This is a genomic window from Priestia sp. D3YE.R1, assembly GCF_049199565.1.
Lineage (GTDB): Bacteria > Bacillota > Bacilli > Bacillales > Bacillaceae_H > Priestia > Priestia aryabhattai.
Genome location: NZ_JBLTHW010000001.1, coordinates 362466 through 384779, shown reverse-complemented (window position 1 = coordinate 384779; position 22314 = coordinate 362466). Strand labels below are relative to the sequence as shown.

The 22314-nt window shown below is 38.5% G+C and carries 23 protein-coding genes and 5 tRNA genes; 7 read left to right on the top strand and 21 right to left on the bottom strand.

Annotation, left to right across the window (positions count from 1 at the left end; all coding sequences use genetic code 11):
- Window positions 1-133 precede the first annotated feature (133 nt).
- The 11 genes from phoU to ACOZIR_RS01935 form a co-directional block, all read right to left on the bottom strand.
- Window positions 134-793: a phosphate signaling complex protein PhoU gene (gene phoU, locus ACOZIR_RS01985; protein ID WP_045292064.1), complete on the bottom strand. Its 660-nt coding sequence runs from the start codon at window positions 791-793 to the stop codon at window positions 134-136.
- A 22-nt stretch (window positions 794-815) separates the two neighbouring features.
- Window positions 816-1613: a phosphate ABC transporter ATP-binding protein PstB gene (gene pstB, locus ACOZIR_RS01980; RefSeq protein WP_370506071.1), complete on the bottom strand. Its 798-nt coding sequence runs from the start codon at window positions 1611-1613 to the stop codon at window positions 816-818.
- 449 nt (window positions 1614-2062) lie between these two features.
- A complete protein-coding gene (locus ACOZIR_RS01975; protein ID WP_071270613.1) occupies window positions 2063-4240 on the bottom strand; it encodes a peptidoglycan D,D-transpeptidase FtsI family protein in 2178 nt (725 codons plus the stop codon).
- A gap of 161 nt (window positions 4241-4401) precedes the next feature.
- A complete protein-coding gene (locus ACOZIR_RS01970; RefSeq protein ID WP_047749833.1) occupies window positions 4402-5679 on the bottom strand; it encodes an MFS transporter in 1278 nt (425 codons plus the stop codon).
- A gap of 129 nt (window positions 5680-5808) precedes the next feature.
- A complete protein-coding gene (sodA, locus tag ACOZIR_RS01965) occupies window positions 5809-6417 on the bottom strand; it encodes a superoxide dismutase SodA (protein ID WP_013059198.1) in 609 nt (202 codons plus the stop codon).
- A 197-nt stretch (window positions 6418-6614) separates the two neighbouring features.
- Window positions 6615-6707: transfer RNA gene (locus tag ACOZIR_RS01960), tRNA-Ser, on the bottom strand.
- 11 nt (window positions 6708-6718) lie between these two features.
- Window positions 6719-6795, bottom strand: a tRNA-Ile gene (locus ACOZIR_RS01955).
- Between the two features lie 3 nt (window positions 6796-6798).
- Window positions 6799-6873: transfer RNA gene (locus ACOZIR_RS01950), tRNA-Asn, on the bottom strand.
- A gap of 40 nt (window positions 6874-6913) precedes the next feature.
- A tRNA-Met gene (locus tag ACOZIR_RS01945) sits at window positions 6914-6987 on the bottom strand.
- Between the two features lies 1 nt (window position 6988).
- Window positions 6989-7063 (bottom strand) — tRNA-Asn (locus ACOZIR_RS01940).
- Between the two features lie 62 nt (window positions 7064-7125).
- Complete coding sequence (locus tag ACOZIR_RS01935) at window positions 7126-7611, bottom strand: DUF456 domain-containing protein (RefSeq protein ID WP_045292065.1); 486 nt, start codon at window positions 7609-7611, stop codon at window positions 7126-7128.
- 342 nt (window positions 7612-7953) lie between these two features.
- On the opposite strand from ACOZIR_RS01935, the gene ACOZIR_RS01930 reads away from it, so the two are divergent.
- Window positions 7954-8745 carry a DUF1189 domain-containing protein gene (locus tag ACOZIR_RS01930; RefSeq protein ID WP_328120130.1) on the top strand — a complete coding sequence of 264 codons (792 nt, stop codon included), beginning with the start codon at window positions 7954-7956 and terminating at the stop codon, window positions 8743-8745.
- A 147-nt stretch (window positions 8746-8892) separates the two neighbouring features.
- On the opposite strand, the gene ACOZIR_RS01925 is transcribed toward ACOZIR_RS01930, so the two are convergent.
- Entirely contained in the window at window positions 8893-10101 is a 1209-nt protein-coding gene (locus ACOZIR_RS01925; RefSeq protein WP_328120129.1) for an MFS transporter, read from the bottom strand.
- 76 nt (window positions 10102-10177) lie between these two features.
- Between ACOZIR_RS01925 and ACOZIR_RS01920 the strand changes: the two genes are divergently transcribed.
- Window positions 10178-10510, top strand: coding sequence for a hypothetical protein (locus ACOZIR_RS01920; RefSeq protein ID WP_033579687.1), 333 nt, complete (start codon window positions 10178-10180; stop codon window positions 10508-10510).
- A 151-nt stretch (window positions 10511-10661) separates the two neighbouring features.
- Window positions 10662-11765, top strand: coding sequence for a flavodoxin-dependent (E)-4-hydroxy-3-methylbut-2-enyl-diphosphate synthase (ispG, locus tag ACOZIR_RS01915; protein WP_201763664.1), 1104 nt, complete (start codon window positions 10662-10664; stop codon window positions 11763-11765).
- Between the two features lie 36 nt (window positions 11766-11801).
- Here the strand turns inward: ispG and ACOZIR_RS01910 are convergent, their stop codons facing one another.
- Entirely contained in the window at window positions 11802-12167 is a 366-nt protein-coding gene (locus ACOZIR_RS01910) for a DUF4190 domain-containing protein (protein WP_421535500.1), read from the bottom strand.
- Window positions 12168-12426: 259 nt separating this feature from the next.
- Here ACOZIR_RS01910 and ACOZIR_RS01905 point away from each other — a divergent pair, with 259 nt between their 5' ends.
- Entirely contained in the window at window positions 12427-13002 is a 576-nt protein-coding gene (locus ACOZIR_RS01905; RefSeq protein ID WP_045292069.1) for a 5' nucleotidase, NT5C type, read from the top strand.
- Window positions 13003-13032: 30 nt separating this feature from the next.
- Here the strand turns inward: ACOZIR_RS01905 and ACOZIR_RS01900 are convergent, their stop codons facing one another.
- The 3 genes from ACOZIR_RS01900 to ACOZIR_RS01890 are packed head-to-tail and all read right to left on the bottom strand — an operon-like array spanning window position 13033 to window position 15061.
- Complete coding sequence (locus ACOZIR_RS01900) at window positions 13033-13446, bottom strand: Fur family transcriptional regulator (RefSeq protein WP_013059207.1); 414 nt, start codon at window positions 13444-13446, stop codon at window positions 13033-13035.
- A complete protein-coding gene (locus ACOZIR_RS01895; RefSeq protein WP_028411633.1) occupies window positions 13443-14285 on the bottom strand; it encodes a metal ABC transporter permease in 843 nt (280 codons plus the stop codon). Before ACOZIR_RS01895 ends, ACOZIR_RS01900 begins: the two co-directional genes overlap by 4 nt.
- Window positions 14282-15061, bottom strand: coding sequence for a metal ABC transporter ATP-binding protein (locus ACOZIR_RS01890; RefSeq protein ID WP_028411634.1), 780 nt, complete (start codon window positions 15059-15061; stop codon window positions 14282-14284). Before ACOZIR_RS01890 ends, ACOZIR_RS01895 begins: the two co-directional genes overlap by 4 nt.
- A gap of 274 nt (window positions 15062-15335) precedes the next feature.
- On the opposite strand from ACOZIR_RS01890, the gene ACOZIR_RS01885 reads away from it, so the two are divergent.
- Window positions 15336-15587 carry a DUF2624 domain-containing protein gene (locus ACOZIR_RS01885; RefSeq protein WP_013059210.1) on the top strand — a complete coding sequence of 84 codons (252 nt, stop codon included), beginning with the start codon at window positions 15336-15338 and terminating at the stop codon, window positions 15585-15587.
- Window positions 15588-15636: 49 nt separating this feature from the next.
- Here the strand turns inward: ACOZIR_RS01885 and ACOZIR_RS01880 are convergent, their stop codons facing one another.
- Window positions 15637-16524, bottom strand: coding sequence for a deoxyribonuclease IV (locus tag ACOZIR_RS01880; RefSeq protein ID WP_221814297.1), 888 nt, complete (start codon window positions 16522-16524; stop codon window positions 15637-15639).
- Window positions 16525-16552: 28 nt separating this feature from the next.
- Complete coding sequence (locus ACOZIR_RS01875; protein ID WP_013059212.1) at window positions 16553-17872, bottom strand: DEAD/DEAH box helicase; 1320 nt, start codon at window positions 17870-17872, stop codon at window positions 16553-16555.
- 185 nt (window positions 17873-18057) lie between these two features.
- Between ACOZIR_RS01875 and ACOZIR_RS01870 the strand changes: the two genes are divergently transcribed.
- Both ACOZIR_RS01870 and ACOZIR_RS01865 read left to right on the top strand, forming a co-directional pair.
- Complete coding sequence (locus ACOZIR_RS01870; RefSeq protein WP_045292071.1) at window positions 18058-18762, top strand: YqfQ family protein; 705 nt, start codon at window positions 18058-18060, stop codon at window positions 18760-18762.
- Between the two features lie 128 nt (window positions 18763-18890).
- A complete protein-coding gene (locus ACOZIR_RS01865; RefSeq protein ID WP_045292072.1) occupies window positions 18891-19841 on the top strand; it encodes a 4-hydroxy-3-methylbut-2-enyl diphosphate reductase in 951 nt (316 codons plus the stop codon).
- Between the two features lie 47 nt (window positions 19842-19888).
- Here the strand turns inward: ACOZIR_RS01865 and ACOZIR_RS01860 are convergent, their stop codons facing one another.
- The 3 genes from ACOZIR_RS01860 to cccA all read right to left on the bottom strand — a co-directional run bounded on the left by ACOZIR_RS01860 (window position 19889) and on the right by cccA (window position 22240).
- Window positions 19889-21010 carry a Nif3-like dinuclear metal center hexameric protein gene (locus tag ACOZIR_RS01860; RefSeq protein ID WP_328120128.1) on the bottom strand — a complete coding sequence of 374 codons (1122 nt, stop codon included), beginning with the start codon at window positions 21008-21010 and terminating at the stop codon, window positions 19889-19891.
- Entirely contained in the window at window positions 21007-21711 is a 705-nt protein-coding gene (locus tag ACOZIR_RS01855) for a tRNA (adenine(22)-N(1))-methyltransferase TrmK (RefSeq protein WP_310878991.1), read from the bottom strand. Before ACOZIR_RS01855 ends, ACOZIR_RS01860 begins: the two co-directional genes overlap by 4 nt.
- A gap of 169 nt (window positions 21712-21880) precedes the next feature.
- Window positions 21881-22240, bottom strand: coding sequence for a cytochrome c550 (gene cccA / locus ACOZIR_RS01850; protein WP_013059217.1), 360 nt, complete (start codon window positions 22238-22240; stop codon window positions 21881-21883).
- Window positions 22241-22314: the final 74 nt, after the last annotated feature.

The window sequence follows — 22314 nt, the reverse complement described above, 5'->3', positions numbered from 1 at the left end:
TAACATCTTACCATTCAGAAAAAGTTGCCACAATAAACACAATTTGTCGATTTGTGTTAAAAACTAAGATAAACATAGTGATTGTAATGTACTAACAAAAAAACCTCTTCGCTTATTAGAAGAGGTTTTTCTACTATTCGTTTAAATCGTAGCGTTTGCCTTTCACAAGGTAAAATACGCTTTCTGCTACGTTCGTTGTATGATCAGCCATACGCTCTAAATAGCGGGCTACAAATAAAAGCTGCGTAATTTGGTTCATAGCCTCCTGCTTTTCTTTAGCAAGACTTAAAAGTTCTTTGATTGTTATTCCGTAAAGCTCATCCACTTCATCGTCCATTTCCGCTACTTTTTTAGCTAAAACAAGATCTTCCTCGTGATAAGCTTTTAACGAAAGACTCAGCATTTCAATTGAAATATCGTGCATTTTCTTCACATGTTCTAACGGCTTAATTAATTCTTCATTTCCAATTCGTATAGCCGATTTTGCTACGTTAACCGCAAAATCTGCCATACGCTCAACGTCCGAAGCAATTTTAATTGCCACAATGATACGTCTTAAATCGATAGCCACCGGCTGCTGCTTTGCAATAAGCAAGATAGCTAGGTCATTGATTTCTTCTTCTAAGTCATCCACGTATGCATCGCCGTCGATAATTTCTAGCGCCAGCTCAACGTTGCTTGTTTGCAACGCTTCAATTGATTTTGATAGCGCCTCATGCGTTAAGCGCCCTATTTCTAATAATTTTTCACGTAATATCTTTAAATCACCATGAAACTTTTCGCGTACAACCACTTATCCCATCTCCTTGTATGTCTTAACCGAAACGACCTGTAATATAATCTTCTGTGCGTTTATCAGATGGCATTGAGAAGATTTTATCTGTTTCTGCGTACTCTACCACTTCTCCATTTAAGAAAAATGCTGTTTTATCTGAAATACGTGCCGCTTGCTGCATATTATGTGTAACAATAATAATACTGAAGTCTTTCTTTAATTCTTGTACTAATTCTTCTACTTTTAATGTTGAAATTGGATCGAGTGCAGAAGTAGGCTCATCCATTAAAATAACGTCGGGTTCAATAGCCAAGCAGCGCGCAATACAGATACGCTGCTGTTGTCCACCTGACAACCCATTCGCATTTTGATTCAAACGATCTTTAACTTCGTCCCAAATAGCTGCTCCTCGTAAACTTTTTTCAACAATCTCATCTAGTTTTTTCTTGTTGCGAACGCCATGAATCCTTGGACCGTACGCAATATTATCATAAATAGATTTTGGGAACGGATTTGGCTTTTGGAAAACCATTCCTACTTGCGTGCGCAGCTCTTCCACATGGTACGATTTATCAAAAATATTTTTTCCTCTATACTCAATTTCACCTGATGTGCGGACAATTGGGGTCATTTCTACCATACGATTTAACGTTTTAATATATGTTGATTTTCCGCAGCCTGATGGACCAATGATCGCGGTAACTTCGTTAGCATGAATGTCTAAATCAATATTTTTCAAAGCATGTGTGTTGCCATACCATAAATTCAAACCTTTTGTTTTATATACAATTTCTTTTGTTTGCGGAGTATTTACTTTTTCTTTGTTAGTTAATTCCATTGTTATTGCCATTGGATAATCCTCCTTCATCTTCTTTAACCGTTTTGAGCACAATAAAAGTCTCTCTATATCTATTTAATATCTATTGTTTACTATCAGTGTAAATAAATACGAGAAGCCGAAACGCTTCCCCTTATTTTGATCATTTCCTATTAATCCTTACACTTACAGAATAATAGCCGACTATTAATTGTGTTTTAATTCAATGTAAAGCTTTTGTAAACGAAGGTCTATCTGCGTGTTTTTTAGGTAGAAAACTAGTTCTTACGACCCTTAAATTCAATAAAAAACCATATATGTAAAGATTTCTAAAAAAATGAAGAGGTTGAGACATAGCTAAATTGATTTAATCTACGTTCACTCTACCAATAAAAAAATCCGAACGAAGCTGATTCTTAATCAACGTCGTTCGGATCTTATTTCAACTAATATGCTTTTTCCCAGCTTCTTTAATTGGCGTCGTTTGCAATGACAGCCTGTTGATTCTCTTCTTGATCTTTTACTTGTTGTTCACCTTTTTTCTTTAAATCAAAATACGTATCGAGCGCAGAACGAGCAAGCTCTTTTGTAATGGTATTTGGTGCACTTGGCACAAATGCCGATGGTACCACGACAGCTACTGCAATTTCAGGGTCATTTGCCGGAGCAAAGGCGACAAAGTTTGAATTATTAACTTTAATCGGATCCCCTCCGCTTGGGTTTTTCTCATAGGCTTGTGCCGTTCCTGATTTACCAGCAGGATTATAGTTCGCTGTATGGAAAGCTGCGTACCCTGTACCGCCTTGTTCCTGCGTAACGCGCTTAAAGCCATTTTGAACATCTTTAATGTATTCTTCTTTCATCGTGATACGATTTAACACATCAGGTTCAAATGAATGCTGCGTACCGCCAATTTCATCGGTCTTTATCGTTGGTTTTCGAATTTCTTTTACCAGCTGCGGCTTGATGCGATACCCTCCATTAGCTATTGCAGAAGTGTATTGCACAAGCTGCAGCGGCGTGTACGTATCATACTGACCAATTCCTAAATCAAGTGCTGTACCTGGAACGTTGCTTCCGCCTTGTACACCTGTTGATTCGTTATCGAGGTTTATGCCTGTTGATACGCCTAAGCCGAACTGACTGTAGTACGAACGCAGTTCGCTGAATGTGTCAGGTTTAATCGGTAAAGTCATGTTCTTATGGTACTGTAATCCAGCCATCGCCATTACCGTTTTAAACATAAATACGTTGGATGAATATTTTAACGCGGATGAATACGTTAAGGGTCCTAACCCCTCAGCCTCAGCTGATTTCTTAATTGGTGTTCCTTTAATTTTTAACGGTTCATCAACGAACACTGTGTTTGGCTTAATAGCTCCTGAATCTAAGCCAGCCAGAACCGTTGCCCCTTTTACAACAGAGCCCATTGTATAAGATGTTGAAATATTCCCTAATGCAAAATCTTCTATTTTAGGTACCCCAGTCTTCTTATCAATGGTGTATTTTTTACCAGCCATTGTTAAGATTTCTCCTGTGTGAGGATCCATCATAATTACAAAAGCACGGTCTAAAAACTGAGTTCCTTTCATTTTCTTTTTGGCTAAAAGCTGGTCCGTAATTTGTTTTTCTACTGCTTTTTGAAGCTCCATATCAATAGTTAAAACTAAATCACTGCCCCGTTCGCCTTTAGACACTTGAATTGTATCAAGGAGATTTCCTTTATCATCTGTTACATACTGGACTTTTTCTTTTTGACCGCTGAGCTGAGCTTCGTATTGCTTCTCTAAATAGCTCGTCCCAACTTGGTCATTTCGGCTATATCCTCTTGATAAGTAATACTGTACTTTATCTTTGGGCAGACCCTCGTTGGCAGAGGATACATTTCCAAGCAAAGTACGGAGAGTGCTGTTTTCTGGGTATGAGCGATCCCAATACGTTGTTGTATCCACACCTGGAAGTTCATCTAAGTGCTCACTTACAACGGCATACTCTTCATTTGTCACACCGCTTTTAACAATTTGCGGGGTGTTAGAATAACCTGCCTCCATTTGGCGCTTAATAGCTAGAACTTCTAAATCATTCTTTAAACTTTCTAAATCTTTTTTAGAAATGCGGTCTAACTGACGTTGATACAGTTCATCATCAGTCATTTCACCATCTTGAACTTTTTTGCGATCAGCTTTCGTAATTTTCTGCTCCGCTTCTTTAGGGTGAAGCATAATCCAATAATCTTTCATGTCGCGTTCTGTAATTTTTACCACGTTTTTAGCATCTTTATTCTTTTTATTTTCTGGAATATCAATCACATTTGTGGCGTAAGGAACATCGATCATAGTGGCTAACTTTTTAGCGATGCGCAGCCTTTCTTCAGCTGTGTTTCCTTGAAAACGAGTATATGTAATCGTATTTAAAGAGGTATTATCTACAATTACGCGGTTATACCGATCGTACATTTTCCCTCGAGGAACAGGCGTACTGACTGTAACGTCCTGTGTTTTTTCGACTTCTCGTTCATAATTCTCACCGTACACAATTTGAACAAGTCCCAACCGCAAAATTAATACGGAAAATAGGGCAAATACGGTCAAGAAAAGTAAGTTCACACGAAAAGGCACGTGACTTTTTCTTCTTTTTTTCTTTTTCATACCAACACCTACACTTTATAAAACATATATACCATAACACCATAAAATCAGATATTTAGCAAATAAATAGACACCTGGCAGGTGCCTATTTACACAACGTATTTATTCTAAAAGAAAAGCGATACATTTTCCATAGTACAAATGAAGGAGCTGACAATACTCTACGCTGGAGACTCTCCGTCTCCTTCATTTAATACTGGAGGAGTAACAGTCGTTTCTTTTTTGTGCAGAGGCTGTGAGATATGTCTCACACAAAAATAAATGATCGTATGCCCAGCTCCAACAATAGCTAATAAAATGGGAATGCTTTTTGCTTCATCAAAAAATAGCACAGCTATTAAAAATAAAGATATGGAAACGACGCGCCCAATATTAAGAAATACTTCTCTGACAACAATGTATTCAATTCTTTTTGAAACAACGTCTTTTGCCCGTCCAATTACATCGTACGTTAGAGAGATAAATGGAACCAACAAAATAGGATAGGCAATGGCAATGCAAACAGCATATATAATTAACTTTGGATACGATAAGTTAAAGATAAGCAAAAAGACTGCGCCATAGAGAAGGAGGCCCCCCGTGAAGATAAATCGAAGGCGATTTTTTTGCTTAATAAACCTTGAGGCTACATAGTATCCTACAAATGCAACCGCTGAATTCACCAGTCCATAAGTTCCTAAAGCTAATTCACTTCCTGTTGTAATAAATACCATGACGGATACGACAAAAATGAACGTACCTTCACGCAATCCTTGAAAGAAATGAGCCTGCAATATTCGATTCCAGTCTTTGTTGACTTTTCGTTCAGCCCATACTTCTTTAAATTTGTATACTCCCTCAGCTGCGCGTCTTGTAATAAAAAAACTAAGCACAACGGCACCGACAAACAATAGCAGAGATACACCAAACACAATTTTATACCCAAGTGATTCATACAAAGCGGAAATAACGAAGCCCGCTCCTAAAGGACCAATCATCCCTGCAAAAGAGTTTAAGATCCCTAAAAATCCGTTAAAAAAGTCTCTTGTATCGGGTTCAGTAATTTCAAAAGTTAGCACATTAAAAGCGAGCCAATAAAAGCCATATCCTATCCCTAGCAGTCCACCAAGCAATACTAAATACTCGGCTGCGTTAGCTCCACTGACTAATACAGCGATATAAAAAACAGCCAAAAAAGATACGCCTAACCTTAAAACCACAACCCGGTCAATTCGTTTGGCCCATTTACCTGCTAAAATAAACGTAAGCGGCTGAAGCACCACTACCGCTAAATTATAAATAGCGAGATCCGAAAATTCGCCTGATTGTTTCCACAGATAAATGTTAACAAACGAATTGGAAATTGAAATAGCCAAGGCGTAAAGACCGCCTATAATTAAAAGCAAAAGTAAATCTTTACTAACTTCTACATCTCCAACTACTTTTTTTAATAAAGGCATATCAAAAAACTCCTTTTCTCTTCTACACCTAGTGTGTGAAAAAGAAAAGGAGATATGTAAAAGAATTGGAAAACAAAAAAGCCAGTAAAGGTAATAATTACTTTACTGGCTCTTAAATACGTCTTCAGCTTATTTTGCAGCGTCGTAACGCTTAGCAACTTCGTCCCATTTTACAACATTAAAGAATGCTGAAATGTAATCTGGACGGCGGTTTTGATAATTTAAGTAGTAAGCGTGCTCCCAAACGTCTAGACCAAGAATTGGCGTTTTGCCTTCCATTAATGGGCTATCTTGGTTTGGTGTGCTTGTTACTTCTAATTCGCCGTTATTTACAACTAACCAAGCCCAGCCAGAACCGAAGCGAGTTTTAGCTGCATTTGCAAATTCTTCTTTGAATTGATCAAAGCTTCCGAATTTGCTAGCGATAGCGTCTGCTAATTCACCAGTTGGAGCACCGCCGCCGTTAGGGCAAAGGATTGTCCAAAATAATGAGTGGTTGGCATGACCGCCACCGTTATTGCGTACTGCTGTACGGATATCTTCAGGAACAGCATCTAAGTTTGAAATTAACTCTTCAATACTTTTGCTTTCTAAATCCGCTTTGCCTTCAACAGCAGCGTTTAGGTTTGTAACATATGTGTTGTGATGTTTTGTGTGGTGAATATTCATTGTTTCTTTGTCGATATGTGGTTCCAGTGCATCGTATGCATAAGGTAGTTCTGGTAATTTGTAAGCCATGAATAATTCCTCCTTCAAAATATGTAAGCATTTTGGCGCAAAAGCACCATATACGTTTAGATTAGCAAATTTACCCTACTGTTTCAAATAAAAAGTACCTAATCCATGATTTATATTTACCTAATTCCCATTCGCTATTCTTTTAAACATAAAAAAAGCTTCTTTTTCTCAAAAGAAGCTTTGAATAGACAATAGTATGGCGGAGGAAGAGGGATTCGAACCCCCGCGGGCTTTAACACCCCTGTCGGTTTTCAAGACCGATCCCTTCAGCCGGACTTGGGTATTCCTCCAACCCTATAAATGGTGGACCCTGCAGGACTCGAACCTGCGACCGGACGGTTATGAGCCGTCTGCTCTAACCAGCTGAGCTAAGGGTCCACATGGCTCCACAGGTAGGACTCGAACCTACGACCGATCGGTTAACAGCCGATAGCTCTACCACTGAGCTACTGTGGAACAATATGAATTATGTATGTCACAAACGTAAATTGAAAAATAGCGGCGGAGGGGATCGAACCCCCGACCTCACGGGTATGAACCGTACGCTCTAGCCAGCTGAGCTACACCGCCATGGCTCCACAGGTAGGACTCGAACCTACGACCGATCGGTTAACAGCCGATAGCTCTACCACTGAGCTACTGTGGAACAATATAACATTTACTAGCGACATTAAAAATTTAACATGTTTTTGGCCTAAAGTCAATATATTATTTTAAAACAGCATATAAAAAATAGGCAATCATCAACAGTTGAATAAATCCTTTCGAGATAGCGCCACTAAAAAAGCCAATAACCGAACCTACTCCAATTTTTACTGCGTTGCTAATTGTGGTCCGATGAACAATCAGTTCTCCTACAATCGCTCCGATAAACGGCCCTAAAATAATCCCAAATCCCGGAATAACAAACGGACCCACAAGCAGCCCAACTGTGCTTCCCCAAACGCCTGCTTTAGTGCCTCCGAATTTTTTTACACCAATAATATTAGCTATATAGTCTGCTAAAAAAAGTGCGACAACTAACAATCCTTGTATCACCCAAAATAACCAGCTATAGGAGCTAAAATCATAAAATAAACCGTATATAACAAATCCTAGAGCTACAAACAGCACGCTTGGGATGATGGGATAAACCAACCCAATAAACGATACAACAAAGCTAATGATAACTAATGCCCAACATAAAATAGCCATGCCCGCACCTATCCTTTTTATTATTACTATTTATCATACAATAACCACTCCTATAAAGAAAGACCTTGCACCACGAGACCTTCCTTTATTTTACTTTCGAATACGTCTTCAGATAACGATTTTCGAGTGTACCACTGCAATATTAACAGCACGGTCCTCAAGCTGCCGGTAATATCTCCAAAAACAATGACAGCAAAATCTGTACATATAAAGATATGCTTTTAACAAAGCGCTCCATCGTATCATTGTAATTGGTAACGGTTTCTAAAATCTATTGTAAACCTTAAATTTTCGCTATAAAATAGGTTATAATCAGAATTTTTAATAATAGGAGGCTTTACAATGAGCATGCTGAAAAAGATGGCATGGAGTTTTACTTCCTTCCAAAAAATAAGATCGCTTCGCTTTGAGCATACGAATAAAACAATTGGCTTTGTGCTGTTTTTAACATTCATTTCTTTGCTGCCTACATTTTTCTTTATGGCTTTGACGATTGTAAACGGCTATCATATCGCTACTACAGATCTCCCGAAATCTGTTTCTTCTTTTGCTATCTCAAATTCACAGCTTACGTCAAGTCAACCTTTCACAAAAAAAGTAAACGGTACCGCTTTTATCTTAAACCCCTCACAGTCTATTGAACGGTTTCATTCCCCTGCTCATGCAATTGGTTTTTTAAAGGATGGAATATATATCACGACTAATTCACAAACACAAACGTATTCATATGAGTTGCTAAACTGGCATCATAAAGATAAAAATGAACTGTTAAACTTGCTGCACGAACAAAAATTTTCTTTATACATACTTGTCCCTATCGCTATGCTTTTACTGTACGTATTAACAGCTGGACTAAGCTTCCTTTCTATTACCTGCCTTGCTTATCTTGGAAAGCTGATTGGACTCATTACCAAAAACCAGATTCCTTTTAAGCAGCTATGGGCACTGAGCGCTTATAGTACGGTAACCTTCACACTGCTTTATACGCTTTTTGAAGCTTTTTCTTTGTCTCTAGCAACGCACAGCTCTCTTTACTGGATAGGAACGTTCTTCATTTACTTATTGCTCGTCACAAGGATTCCTATAAGAAAAAAGGTAAAACCTAATAAAGAGGCTGGGACAAACGTATTTTAGTTGAAGGAAAATCCAAACGAGGACTCTAGATTCTTGATAGAGAATTCAACTCGTTCGGATTTTTTTATTGATATGGTGAACGCGGTTTTCATGTATGTAGATGCTTCTAGCTGGTGATTGGAGTGATTTAGTTAAGTCTCAGCCTCTTTATTTCTGTACAACTTTTCTTCCCATTGCAGAAGAAAGAATTTTCAACTGATACAAAACCCATAACCCTCCTGCTGCGAGCAGTAGAAAGCTATAAATAAACATCAGCCTTTCAGTATGCATCCACACTTCAAAAACAACAGGTCCCAACGCCACTCCTAAAAATCTCACCGTTCCATAAATGGATACAATAAACCCTCTTTCTTCGTCTGAAGCTGCTGAAGTAATCATCATATTAATACACGGAAGAACAAATCCTAAGCCGCCAAAGGCAACTGTCAAACAAAACATCAGCACAGGAAGCGTGTAAATCATCGTTAATACTCCAAACATTACGAATAAAAGAATCATTCCTACTATCATCAATTTTTTCATGAGCTCTACATCTGTTTTGATTCGCTGACCGGTCCAATAAGAAACGATGGTCATCGCGCCAAGAGGAAATAAAAAAGCGGTTCCTTTGAAAAAACCGTCTATATGATACGTTTCCTCTATTAAAAAAGATAAATAATATAAAATGCCAAATAATAAAAACAACCCCAATCCCCCGACAAAGAATAAAGGAAAAAGCGATTTTCTTTTATCATAAACAATCCCAATAGCTCTCTTTAAATACTTTCCAACAGATACTGAATCCGAACCTGTTTTCGCTTCTCTCACATACATCGCTATACCTACTAAAGCAGCGCCTGCAGCTAAAGGATAGACCAAAAATGCGGCATACCATACGACGAGTGCTGCCGATGCTCCAATTATAGGCGCAACCGCTTTTCCAGCTCCGTTATATACTTCTAAAATCCCGAGGACTTTTGCTCTTTTTTCCCCTGTAAATACATCTCCAGTTAATGCCATTGCTAACGTTGTAGTACCTGCAGCTCCAATCCCTTGAATCACTCTGCCAGCCATCAACACAGCAAAGCTTCCAGAAGAGAATGAAGCACTACTAGCAGCGATGACACTACCTATTATCATCATGATGAGTGAATATATGATTAACTTTTTACGCCCATACCGGTCTGATAAAATCCCTACAGCAGGGATACACAATGCGGCTGGAATCGAAAATGCACTCAGTATTAAACTGGTTTGAACTCCGCTTAAGTGAAGTGACTTTTGAATGCTCGGCAGCAGAGGAATGAGCATGGAATTTCCCAGCACCATGATTAAAGGCAATAAGCCTAATGAAACAATCATTAATTTTTCTTTCAATTTTCGTTCTCCAATCATATTTAAGTAAGACAAGCATAGGCTTTACACATAAGCAAAAGAATGAAGGAGGAGCATAATGAAAAAGCTATGTGCATTAGCCGCTTTCGCTTTTATCGGATATATTTGTCACTACGACATTAAATACGGGACCATTCCCACTGCTACTGAAGCAGTTCAAGTCAGCAAAGCGCAGCCTGCAGAAACAAAAGCCGCCAGCTCTTCTTCCATCTATACAAAAATAAAAATTAAGCCAGGCGATACAGTTTTGTCCGTAATTGAGGAGCTTACAAAAAAATCGATACCGGTTTCCATGAACCAAATGATTAAAGACTTTAAGAAGTTAAATAATGGTACAGCGCCTGAAGATATTCAAATTGGAAAAACGTATAAGTTCCCTATTTACAAGTAATGACAGCATTCTTCTTGTCAAGATAGGATAGTCATTGTTAAAATAGCTAAGGTAGTACTTTCTACTAGTTATTTTGTTCATAAAGAGTTATTCTATTAATGAATTCAAATTCTTGATTTCATTTTGAAGGAGAGATTATCACGTGAGTGAAATTATACATCGTACAAAAACACGCCCCGTTAAAGTTGGAGATTTAACAATTGGGGGCAGTAACGAATTAGTTATTCAAAGTATGACAACCACTAAAACACATGATGTTGAAGCAACGGTTGCAGAAATTAAACGTTTAGAAGAAGCAGGATGCCAAGTTGTTCGTGTTGCTTGTCCAGACGAGCGCGCAGCAGATGCAATCCCTGAAATTAAAAAACGCATTAACATTCCGTTAGTTGTAGATATTCATTTTGACTATCGCTTAGCGTTAAAAGCAATCGAAGGCGGAGCGGATAAAATCCGTATCAACCCAGGTAATATTGGACGCCGTGAAAAAGTGGAAGCTGTTGTAAATGCTGCAAAAGCTAAAAATATTCCAATTCGTATTGGAGTTAACGCCGGTTCACTGGAAAAACGTATTTTAGATAAATACGGCTATCCGACAGCAGATGGCATGGTAGAAAGTGCACTTCATCACATTAAAATTTTAGAAGACCTTGATTTCCATGACATCATCGTTTCAATGAAAGCATCCGATGTTAACTTGGCAATTGAAGCTTATGAAAAAGCTGCTCAAGCATTTGACTACCCTCTTCACTTAGGAATTACAGAATCGGGTACATTATTTGCAGGAACTGTAAAAAGTGCAGCAGGTCTTGGCGCTATCTTATCTAAAGGTATCGGAAATACATTACGTATTTCTTTAAGTGCGGATCCTGTAGAAGAAGTAAAAGTTGCGCGCGAATTGCTAAAATCATTCGGTTTAGCTTCCAATGCTGCAACTCTTATTTCTTGCCCAACTTGCGGACGTATTGAAATTGATTTAATTAGCATTGCTAATGAAGTGGAAGAGTATATTTCAACTGTAAAAGCACCGATTAAAGTAGCGGTACTTGGCTGCGCTGTAAACGGCCCTGGTGAAGCTCGTGAAGCTGATATCGGGATTGCAGGAGCACGCGGTGAAGGTCTTCTATTCCGCAAAGGTGAAATCGTACGCAAAGTTCCTGAAGAAACAATGGTTGAGGAACTGAAAAAAGAAATTGATAAAATCGCTGCTGAATATCACGCAAAGCAAGAAGCTGAAAAAGCTGCAGCTAAATCATAACCAAAAAAAGCGAGGCGCATATGCACCTCGCTTTTTTTATGAAAAGAACGGTAATATAAACGTACCGACAATAATCGATACAACCCCGATCCCTATTGCCCATGCTCCTAGCGTAAGTGCTCCTTTTCTGCGTGCGATAAACCCTAGAATAATCCCAGCGGCACCAAGAATAATTGGTAAAAAGAATAGTGAAAGAATCGAAAGTACGAGTGCGAAACGACCGTATCCCGTTCCTTCTCCTCGTCCTGCGACTTCATGATTGCGATTGCGATCAATATCTATAACCTCACGCTCTGCATGAGGCTCTCCTACTCGGTCAGGAACGCCCACTTCAGCCGCAGTTTCTTCCATGAAATCAGCTTCATATACATCTTTTCTACGCCTTTGTTCTTCATTCTCCATGCTTAATCCCTCGCTTTCGTAAATAAGGAGCATTTATAGTATCTGAATGGGAGAAAAAATTATAAGTGTTAATCTTATACAGCTGCTCATTTTCTTACAAACATAAATACCTACACGATTCCCACACCGCATAATCATCCTTATCTTTTTTCTTAAGGAGTATAAAAAGTATTACTGTTTCTCTTTAGGCTTTATGTTACACTAGACAAGAATAATCAAGCATCTAAGTAGAATAAACGTACTAAAGGAGTGCACGTAGTTGACAAAAAAGTTTGGAATTGACATTGATGGAACTGTTACCTCTCCTGAAACTTTTGTTCCTCATTTAAATAAAGCCTTTAACTTAAATTTAACACTTGAAGATATTACAGAATATGATTTCAGCCCTTTTGTAAATGTATCACCTGCAGAACTTGGTAAATGGTTTAAAGCAAATGAACGCTCTATTTACGAAACCTCTCCCCTTGCAGACGATGCAAAAGCGGTTTTGCAAAAGTGGCATCAAAAGCACGAATTATTCTTTATTAGTGCAAGGCACGATAAGCTATTAGACGTCACGGAAGAATGGTTTCAAAAAAATGAACTATCGTTTCATCACATTGAATTAGTCGGCTCTCATTTTAAAGTTGAGACAGCAAAACGATACGATGTTGATATCTTTTTTGAAGACAAACATGATAATGCTTGTGAAATCAGTGAAGAATGCGATATTCCCGTTATCTTATTTGATACTCCTTATAATCGCTTGCCTGTTCCAAAAGGAGTGGTTCGCGTATACAATTGGCTAGAAGCAGATCAGTGGGTAGCCAACTGGTTAAAAGAACAGCAAAAATAAAAAAGAGAGGTGCATAGCGCCCTCTCTTTTTTATTGATTACATTCTATACATTGACCGTAAATTTCAAATTTATGGCCTGTAATATTATACCCTCGCAAATCCTCGTCTACATACTCCATCGGACAAGCTTCAATTTCTTTTGTTTTTCCACAATCTAAACAAATGAAGTGGTGATGATGATGAGCGGTTGCACATTTAAATCGAAAGTGCTTTTCGCTCGAAAGCTCCGTCATTTCAAGTACGCCTAACTCCACAAATAATGATAAATTACGGTAGATTGTATCAAAACTTAGACCAGGATAATCAGGCTTCATATATTCTAATACATCTTTTGCCGTTAAGTACTTATTTGATTTTGAAAACAGGGCAAGCATTTCTTCACGTTTTCCCGTATGTTTATATCCTTGATCTTTTAATAAATGAATGGCTTCAGTTAAATTCATTTTTGTTTCCCCTTCCGTCCTTTATTAATCATAATAGATATGATTAAAATAACAACAGCGATGACAACAATTGTACCCCCTGGTGCTAAATCCAAGTAGTACGCTGAAAATAATCCGCCTAAAACAGATATTTCACCAAAAATCACCGAAAGCAGAATCGTTTGTTTAAAGCCTCTCGCTAAGCGAATGCTTGCTGCTACAGGAAGAGTCATAAGAGATGACACCAATAAAATACCGACGATACGCATCGATACAGCAATGACAAGAGCAACCATCACAATAAATAAAAAGTGCATCCACTTGGATTTAATTCCAGAAGCAGAAGCATGCTCCTCGTCAAACGATAAAATAAACAATTCTTTATATAAGAAAAAGACAATAGCTATTACAAATACGGCTATGACAACAACTGTCCAAAGATCCGAACGACTCACCGCACTCACGCTTCCAAACAAATAATTCATTAAATCATTATTAAAACCGTCCGCCAGCGAGATACAAATGGCACTAATACCAATTCCGCCCGATAAAATAATCGGAATAGCGAGCTCTTGATAATGCTTGTAGACTCCTCGAAGTTTTTCAATAAAAAGAGCGCCTGTAACGGAAGACACCATTCCTAAATAAACCGGGTTCACTCCTTGCATAAACCCTATTTTTTGACTAAGCAGCAAGCTCGCAGAAATTCCCGCTAGCGTTACGTGACTTAAAGCGTCTGCGATTAAAGAAAGGCGTCTCACTACGATGAATGTCCCCAATAAAGGAGCCAAGACACCTATAATCATACCGGTTAAAAATGCATTTCGTAAAAACTCAAATTGAAATAAACTGCTTATCATACGTGCTGCCCTCCATGATGATGATCATGGGTTAACACATGAACATTATGGCCATAAAACATTGATACGTCATGTTCACAAAGCTGTTCGAATTCTTTGGCATTCCCATGAAAGTGTAGAAATTTATTTAAACATGCAACGTGGGTTACTTTTTCCGAGACAGTGCCAATATCGTGAGTAACAAGCACAAGCGTAATTCCTTTTTCTTTATTTAACTTTTCAAGAAGCTCATAAAAAGTGTACACATTTTGTGCATCCACCCCGACCGTGGGCTCATCTAAAATTAACAGCTCCGGTTCACTTACAAGCGCGCGTGCAATAAAAATTCGCTGCTGCTGACCACCGGATAGTTCTCCTATGTTTCGATTTAAAAATTCGCTCATCCCCACTGCTTCTACCGCTTCTTTTACTTTTTGTTTATGAGAAGCATTCATAAAGCGAAACAAACCTAATTTTGAAGTAAGACCCGTCGAAACCACTTCAAAAACGGTAGCAGGAAAGCCGCTGTTGAAACTATTCGCTTTTTGCGATACATATCCAATTTTACTTCGTTCTTTAAACCTTCTCTGATCTTTTCCAAATAAACGAATTGAACCTTGAGATGGTTTTTGCAAACCAAGCAAACATTTGATTAGCGTTGATTTCCCAGAACCATTTGGACCAACGAGACCTAAAAAAGCTCCTTTTGGAATTGAAAAACTTATATCTTCTAATACATTCACTCCATCATATTGAAATGATAAATGATCAATTTCAATGATATCAGGTGTATTCATATGCGCCTCACCATTCTTTTTTTTATATTTCTCCATACAAAAGAGGGCACGGTTTCTATCGTATACTCCGTTACCCATTTACTTTCTCAGAATCATTACGATTTAGTCATTAATGTAGTATACAGGATTGTCTTTTATTTGTAAACTAAGCCGTTTCACTCCTTCGCTTTCTTGCCTCCGTAAGTTTATCTGACTCAAAATGTTGTTTTATTACACAATATAGTCACATCTTTCTTTTTTATTCATAAACTGTATATGACGAGGAGGTAATCATATGAAAATTGTACAGCAGATTGTCAATAAGAAAGTAAACAACATTACCCCGAAAGAGCTTTTAAAGTATAGCAAACAATACAACATCCCCATTACAGATCAGCAGGCACACACCCTTGTATCCGTCATTAGACAGCAGCCCGTAAATATTTATAACCTTGAAGAGCGCCGAAATTTAATCAAACAAATTGCTCAAGTAACAGATCGTGAAACTGCCAGACGAGTGAACGAATTATTTCAGCAGTTGATGTAAAAGAAGAGGTCATGTCTATAGACATGACCTCTTTCAATCACATATGAAATTACATAAGCTTTTGTTTTAGCTCTGAATCAAAGCTTTGTGCACGAATCATATCAATTTCCAATTGATATGGCGCTCTTTTATTTTTCTTATCTTCTCCTACATAAGGAGTTTCTAGAATTTTAGGAACATCTTTAAACGCTGGGTGATGAACAATATAATTCAGTGCACCAAATCCGATTTCACCAAATCCAATGTTTTCATGACGGTCTTTTCGAGCACCGCATACATTTTTACTATCATTGATGTGAAGCACTTTAATTCGCTGTATTCCTACGGTTTTGTCAAATTCATTTAATACACCGTCAAAGTCTTGAACGATATCATAACCAGCATCATGTACGTGACATGTGTCAAAACAAACAGAGAGCTTTTCATTGTGCGTCACGCCATCAATAATTTGGGCAATTTCTTCAAAGCTTCTTCCACACTCTGTTCCTTTTCCAGCCATTGTCTCAAGCGCAATTTGAACTTCTTGATCAGCTGTCAATACTTCGTTTAGACCCTTGATAATTTGCTGAATACCGGCATCTGCTCCAGCGCCCACATGAGCCCCTGGATGAAGAACAATTTGCTTTGCGCCAAGAGCATGGGTGCGCTGAATTTCAGACGTTAAGAAATCTACTCCAAGCTCAAATGTTTCGGGCTTTGTTGTATTTCCTAAATTAATGATATAGGGAGCATGTACAACAATATCTTTCATTCCATGCTCTTTCATATGCAAAAGACCAGCTTCAATATTAAGCTCTTCAATCTTTTTGCGACGAGTATTTTGTGGAGCGCCTGTATAGATCATAAACGTATTTGCTCCGTAAGAAGCTGCCTCTTCACTTGCTCCTAAAAGCATCTTTTTGCCGCTCATCGATACGTGAGAACCAATTTTCAACATTCCTTTTTACACCTCTAACCTATTGCGATTAACGATTGTTGCGTCTTTCACTACGCTTTTTCTTTTGAACGTACTTTGTAATTTCACGAGCACGTTTTTTCTTGTAGCCAGGCTTTACTTTCTTCGGCTTTTGAATAAAGCGATGTGCCTCTTCTCCAACTTCATCCGCTTTCTTCACACGCTTTTTACGACGGTTGCGGTCATCAATGGAAACCCATTCTTGCTTTTGAAGATCTTTGTTTACAAATTCGATCCCCATTTTCTCCAGCTTATTTACTGCATCTTCATCTTCCACATCGAAGATTGTAGCAGCAATTCCAGAATGACCGGCACGAGCTGTACGTCCTACGCGGTGAATGTAGAAATCTAGATCTGAAGGAAGCTCAAAGTTAATGACGTGTGAAATTCCTTCAATATCAATACCGCGAGCTGCTAAATCTGTCGCTACTACGTATTGAAATTCTAAATTATTAATTTGTTTCATCATTTTCTTACGGTCACGAGGAGATAAGTCTCCGTGAATTCTTCCTACTTTTAAGCCTTTAGACAGTAGATCATCTGCTACTTCGTCCGCCATTTTCTTTGTATTTGTAAAGACAATAGCTAAATAAGGGTTATACGAAATAAGCATATCATGCAGCAGCTTAAACTTGTTACGATGACGTAGTGGAACTAATACATGCTCTAATTTAGCCGCTGCCGCTTGCTTTGGCGAAACATGCGTAAATTTTGGATTTTCCATGTATTTTTTTAAGAATGGCTTTAGTTTTTCAGGAATAGTTGCTGAAAAAACAAGCATCTGTAATTTTTCAGGCATATTGCTTGCCAAACGGTCCACATCTTCTAAAAATCCCATATCAAGCATTAAATCAGCTTCGTCTACTACTAGCGCTTTAGTTGTGTACACAACTAACGCTTTTTCATTTACTAAATCAAACAAACGAGCCGGTGTTCCTACGACAACTTGAGGCTGCTTCTTTAATTTGTCGATTGTACGCTGTTTATCTGTACCACCGATGAAACATTTTGCTGAGATTTCTTCTCCTTCAGCACTGTGTTTTGTTAGCTTTAATACTTCTTGATAAATTTGAGAAGCAAGCTCACGAGTTGGAGCGGTAATCACAACTTGTACTTCTTCTTTTTTAGGATCTACCTTTTCAAGTAAAGGCAATAAATAAGCGTGTGTTTTGCCCGTCCCTGTTTGTGACTGACCAATTACACTTTCCCCTTTTAAAACGGAAGGAATTAAGCGCTCCTGAATCTCTGTAGGTTGATAAAAACCTAATTGTTTAATTGCTTCTATTAAAAATGGTTGAAACTCAAAACGTTCAAAGTTTGTTTTTTCCATAATAGTCTCCTTTTTTACATTCACGTTCATCTTTTAAGGCACAATATATGATTATAATCGATTTTTCCTTCTGTGACTACTTCTCATTCATATTACTAAAACTTATTACCTGTTTCAAAAACATTTTATCGCGAGTTGCATACGATAGTAAAAGAAAATCTACTTTACTAAAGGAGGTGCGTCCTTTGCTACAGCGAAGACCACCATTTCCACCCGGTATGCAAAGAAGAATGATGCCAGGAATGCCACCGCAAAACGGTTTTGGGCAACAACCTGGTAACTTTGGCCAATTTAATCCATTACAGCAGTTTCGTAACTTTGCCCAGCAGACAAATGCTCAACAATCATTTTACCCGAATCAGCAAGGCCTGAACCGTGGAGGAGGTAACTTCTTAACTCGCCTATTCCGAAGAGGCGGCAATAGAAACATCCCCTTTCAACAAGCAGCAGCTGCTGCTCCTCGAGGTTCTTTGTTTTCAGGCCTTTCAGGAGCCCAAGGTGCTGCAGGAGCGACCAACTCTTCTTCCCTGCTTGGAGGTTTGCAAGGTTTAACGAACCCTGCTAACTTAAGCTCCATGATGGGAAATGTTCAGCGAGTGTTAAAAGCTGCGGAAACGATGGGACCTATGATTCAACAATACGGACCTCTTGTCAAAAATGCTCCTTCTCTATGGAAAATCTATCAGGCCCTGCGCTCAAGTGATGATACAGATGAAGTACTCGAAGCAGAAGGAACAGAGGTTTCTGAAACTGATGAAAGTAAAGACAGTAAGGTTTTGTCAGCAGGCACAGAAAGCACGGATTCATCTGATGATGAGCTGGATTTCTTCGAAGAAGAAATTGAACTTTCCTCTAGAGATCGAGTGTCTAAACCAAAACTTTATATTTGATAAATCAGCTGACTCCTTAATGAAATACAGTGAGTAAAAAAAGAATATCTTTGTATTCTTCCTTCCTCTTTTATATAATAGAAGCGAGTTGAATTGCTCGTCAGGATTATGATGAGGAGGAAATTGAAATGAAAGTTATTAAAATCGCACCGCGCGGCTATTGTTATGGTGTAGTAGACGCAATGGTCATTGCACGAAACGCCGCTTTAGATAAATCATTGCCTCGACCAATCTATATCTTAGGAATGATTGTTCATAATAAACACGTTACAGATGCGTTTGAAGAGGACGGCATTATCACACTGGACGGTGCTAATCGCCTAGAAATCTTAGACCAAATAAATGAAGGAACCGTTATTTTTACGGCGCACGGAGTATCTCCCGAAGTAAAAGAACGAGCAAAAGAAAAAGGTTTAACAACAATCGATGCTACATGTCCGGATGTTACAAAAACCCATGACCTTATTCGCCAAAAAGAAAAAGAAGGTTATGACGTTATTTATATCGGAAAACGAAATCACCCTGAGCCAGAAGGTGCACTTGGCATCGCACCAGATATCGTTCATTTAATTGAAAAAGCAGAAGACGTAGCCCATTTAAATATTCAACGCGAGAAAATCATTGTAACAAACCAGACAACAATGAGTCAGTGGGACGTTGCAGATGTAATGGAAAAAGTAAAAGAAAAATATCCGCACGCTGAAGTTCACAAGGAAATTTGTTTAGCTACACAAGTTCGCCAAGAAGCTGTAGCTGAGCAAGCAGGTGAAGCAGATGTTACAATCGTAGTAGGAGATCCTAAAAGTAACAATTCAAACCGTTTAGCTCAAGTATCAATGGAGATTGCCGGCACTGAGGCATATCGTATCGGTGACATCTCAGAGCTTCAGATCGAATGGTTGATGAACGCGAAAACCGTAGCCGTTACGGCAGGCGCCTCTACCCCTACTCCAATTACAAAAGAGGTCATCAATTTTCTAGATCAGTTCGATCCAGAAGATGAAACAACTTGGACACGTGAAAAAAGCGTGCCTCTTTCAAAGATTTTACCAAAAGTTCGAACAAAAAAATCGTCTTAATAGACGCAAAAGAAGGTGTTGACATTCGTCAACACCTTCTTTCTTTGTTACATAAACGTAAATGGGTTTGTGTCTACTTTTGAATCAAATACTTCACACTCAAAGTTTTTCGCAGCAAAAAGATTATTTAATACACGCGTTACACCTTGTCTCATGACTTTTTCAACATGATGACCAGGATCTACAACGTTTAATCCCATTGCCATTGCATCATGCGCAACGTGGAAATACAAATCACCTGTTACATAGGCATCTGCCCCGCTAAATTTTGCGTTTGTAATATACTTGTTTCCATCGCCCCCAAGAACAGCTACTTTTTTCACAGTGGCATCCATAGACCCTACTACTCTGACACCATCTACATCCAGTGCTTGTTTAACATGAGCAGCAAATTGTTTTAACGTCATTTCTTCTTTTAATTTACCAATTCGGCCAAGTCCAAGCGTCTCGCCCGTTTGTTCCACTGGATAAATGTCATAGGCTACTTCTTCGTAAGGATGAGCACTGAGCATGGCACGAATAATTTTGTTTTGTTGATCCGCTTCAAAAATAGTTTCAACTTTTGTTTCATTGACACGTTCTAGCTCTCCTTTTGAGCCAATGTATGGATTGGCTTCTGAAGAAGGTTTAAATGTGCCTTCGCCTTCTGTTGAAAACGTACAGTCGCTGTAAAGGCCAACATGTCCAGCTCCTGCCTCACAAATAGCTGTGCGCACTGCTTCAGCGTCATTTGAAGGAACAAATACAGCTAGCTTTTTTAATTGAATAGACGTTGTCGGAACCAGCACTTTTGTCTCTTCTAGCCCCAACGCTTCGGCTAACAAGTCATTTACTCCGCCTTTAGCTATATCTAAGTTTGTATGAGCAGCATATACGGCAATATCATGCTTGATGCATTTCTCTAAAATACGTCCTTCAGGACGATCTGTGACCACTTGTTTTAGAGGTCTAAAAATAGGCGGATGATGAGCAATAATTAAATCCACTTGTTTTTCAATCGCTTCGTCTACGACCGTTTCAAGAACATCTAACGTTACCATTACTTTTTTTACAGGCTTGTTTAACGTTCCAATCTGTAAACCAATTTTATCTCCTTCAACCGCTAAATGCTTGGGAGAAAATGATTCAAATGCTTCAATTACTTGAAATCCGTTAGGGATTTTACTCATTTTAACGCCTCCTCAATTAATGAGATGTCTTGGGTAAGTTTTTGAAGTTTTGCTTTGCTTTCCTCTGACTGAGCCTGCTTCATTTGGCTGACAATTTGTTTAAGATGATTTAACTCATGCGTCCACTTTGTCATAAAAGCAGAAGAACGTTTTTCTTTTAAAATAGGGCCCATTAATACACCGGCTTCCACTTCTCCGTTATAAGGAGCTAAGGCATTTCCAGGTTCAGCCACGATGACTTCATACATACGACCGTCTTCTTCGATGATTTTTTCATCAATGATTTCCCAGTTATGTTGAATCAGCCAGCTGCGAATATGATGTGAGCCAATATTCGGCTGAAGCACAAGTCTTTTTACTCCTTCTAACTTTTCTTTTCCTTCTTCTAAAATCATCGTAATAAGCGTTCCGCCCATTCCGCAGATTGTAATACAGTCTACTTCATTCGGTGATATTACTTCTAGGCCGTTTCCTTTTCGAACATCAATAACATCCGTTAAGTTTGTTTTTTTCACCTGCTGAATAGCCGATTGAAGAGGACCTTCTGTAATTTCTCCTGCTACGGCGCCGCTAATATATCCATTTAAATAAGCAAAACACGGCAAGTACGCATGATCTGAGCCAATGTCTGCTATCTTTGCTCCCAAAGGAATCGACTTTACTACTTCTTCAAGTCTTGTTGATAAGTTTAATTCATTCATTTTGTCACCTATTCTCTATGTGATTACTGTTCATTATTTTAACATAGATAGCTGCATGATTCCTATTTCTCTTCATGTTTTCCTTTTAACTCAATGCGTATAAAAAAGTCATAAAAAAAAAGCCTGCTTTATAAATGAGCGGCTTTCCAGAAAATCATGTTTCTGAACTCTATTTAATTTCTGATACCCATTTAGCCATTTCCTTCGCTTTTTCCGGAGGAACCAGCCCAGGCGGCATGTTTCCTTTACCGTTTACAACAATATCTGCAATTTCGTCTTGAGAAACTTTTTTCCCAATTCCTTTTAACGAAGGGCCTACTCCACCTTGATACTGATCACCGTGACAACCAATACAAGTTTTTTGATAAATTTCTTCTGGTTTAGCTGAAGCCTGCTGTTCCGCGCCACCGCCTTCTTTTTCAGCCGCAATTTCTTTTGCATTGTTCAATCCGTTGAACGAAAGCGTTAACATTAAAGCAATCCCAATTACCGCAATTAATAAAAATGGTATTAGCGGATTTCGCTTCACTCACTATACCCCCTTTATGTATTCCCATCCCTAGAAATAACAAAATAGTATAAGCACTTTTATTTTACTTGAAA

What these genes read in the sequence shown, in the direction of transcription:
- ACOZIR_RS01930 (WP_328120130.1), top strand. Translation starts at nt 7,954, where the DNA reads ATGAGCATGCTGAAAAAGATGGCATGGAGTTTTACTTCCTTCCAAAAA.
- ACOZIR_RS01900 (WP_013059207.1), bottom strand. Translation starts at nt 13,446, where the DNA reads ATGAATTTAACTGAAGCCATTCATTTATTAAAAGATCAAGGATATAAA.
- ACOZIR_RS01875 (WP_013059212.1), bottom strand. Translation starts at nt 17,872, where the DNA reads ATGGAAAAAACAAACTTTGAACGTTTTGAGTTTCAACCATTTTTAATA.
- ACOZIR_RS01890 (WP_028411634.1), bottom strand. Translation starts at nt 15,061, where the DNA reads ATGAATACACCTGATATCATTGAAATTGATCATTTATCATTTCAATAT.
- ACOZIR_RS01860 (WP_328120128.1), bottom strand. Translation starts at nt 21,010, where the DNA reads ATGAGTAAAATCCCTAACGGATTTCAAGTAATTGAAGCATTTGAATCA.
- ACOZIR_RS01910 (WP_421535500.1), bottom strand. Translation starts at nt 12,167, where the DNA reads ATGGAGAATGAAGAACAAAGGCGTAGAAAAGATGTATATGAAGCTGAT.
- ACOZIR_RS01855 (WP_310878991.1), bottom strand. Translation starts at nt 21,711, where the DNA reads ATGAATGAATTAAACTTATCAACAAGACTTGAAGAAGTAGTAAAGTCG.
- sodA (WP_013059198.1), bottom strand. Translation starts at nt 6,417, where the DNA reads ATGGCTTACAAATTACCAGAACTACCTTATGCATACGATGCACTGGAA.
- ACOZIR_RS01970 (WP_047749833.1), bottom strand. Translation starts at nt 5,679, where the DNA reads ATGCCTTTATTAAAAAAAGTAGTTGGAGATGTAGAAGTTAGTAAAGAT.
- ACOZIR_RS01975 (WP_071270613.1), bottom strand. Translation starts at nt 4,240, where the DNA reads ATGAAAAAGAAAAAAAGAAGAAAAAGTCACGTGCCTTTTCGTGTGAAC.
- pstB (WP_370506071.1), bottom strand. Translation starts at nt 1,613, where the DNA reads ATGGAATTAACTAACAAAGAAAAAGTAAATACTCCGCAAACAAAAGAA.
- ACOZIR_RS01865 (WP_045292072.1), top strand. Translation starts at nt 18,891, where the DNA reads ATGAAAGTTATTAAAATCGCACCGCGCGGCTATTGTTATGGTGTAGTA.
- ACOZIR_RS01895 (WP_028411633.1), bottom strand. Translation starts at nt 14,285, where the DNA reads ATGATAAGCAGTTTATTTCAATTTGAGTTTTTACGAAATGCATTTTTA.
- ACOZIR_RS01920 (WP_033579687.1), top strand. Translation starts at nt 10,178, where the DNA reads ATGAAAAAGCTATGTGCATTAGCCGCTTTCGCTTTTATCGGATATATT.
- ACOZIR_RS01880 (WP_221814297.1), bottom strand. Translation starts at nt 16,524, where the DNA reads ATGTTGAAAATTGGTTCTCACGTATCGATGAGCGGCAAAAAGATGCTT.
- ACOZIR_RS01885 (WP_013059210.1), top strand. Translation starts at nt 15,336, where the DNA reads ATGAAAATTGTACAGCAGATTGTCAATAAGAAAGTAAACAACATTACC.
- ACOZIR_RS01935 (WP_045292065.1), bottom strand. Translation starts at nt 7,611, where the DNA reads ATGGCTATTTTATGTTGGGCATTAGTTATCATTAGCTTTGTTGTATCG.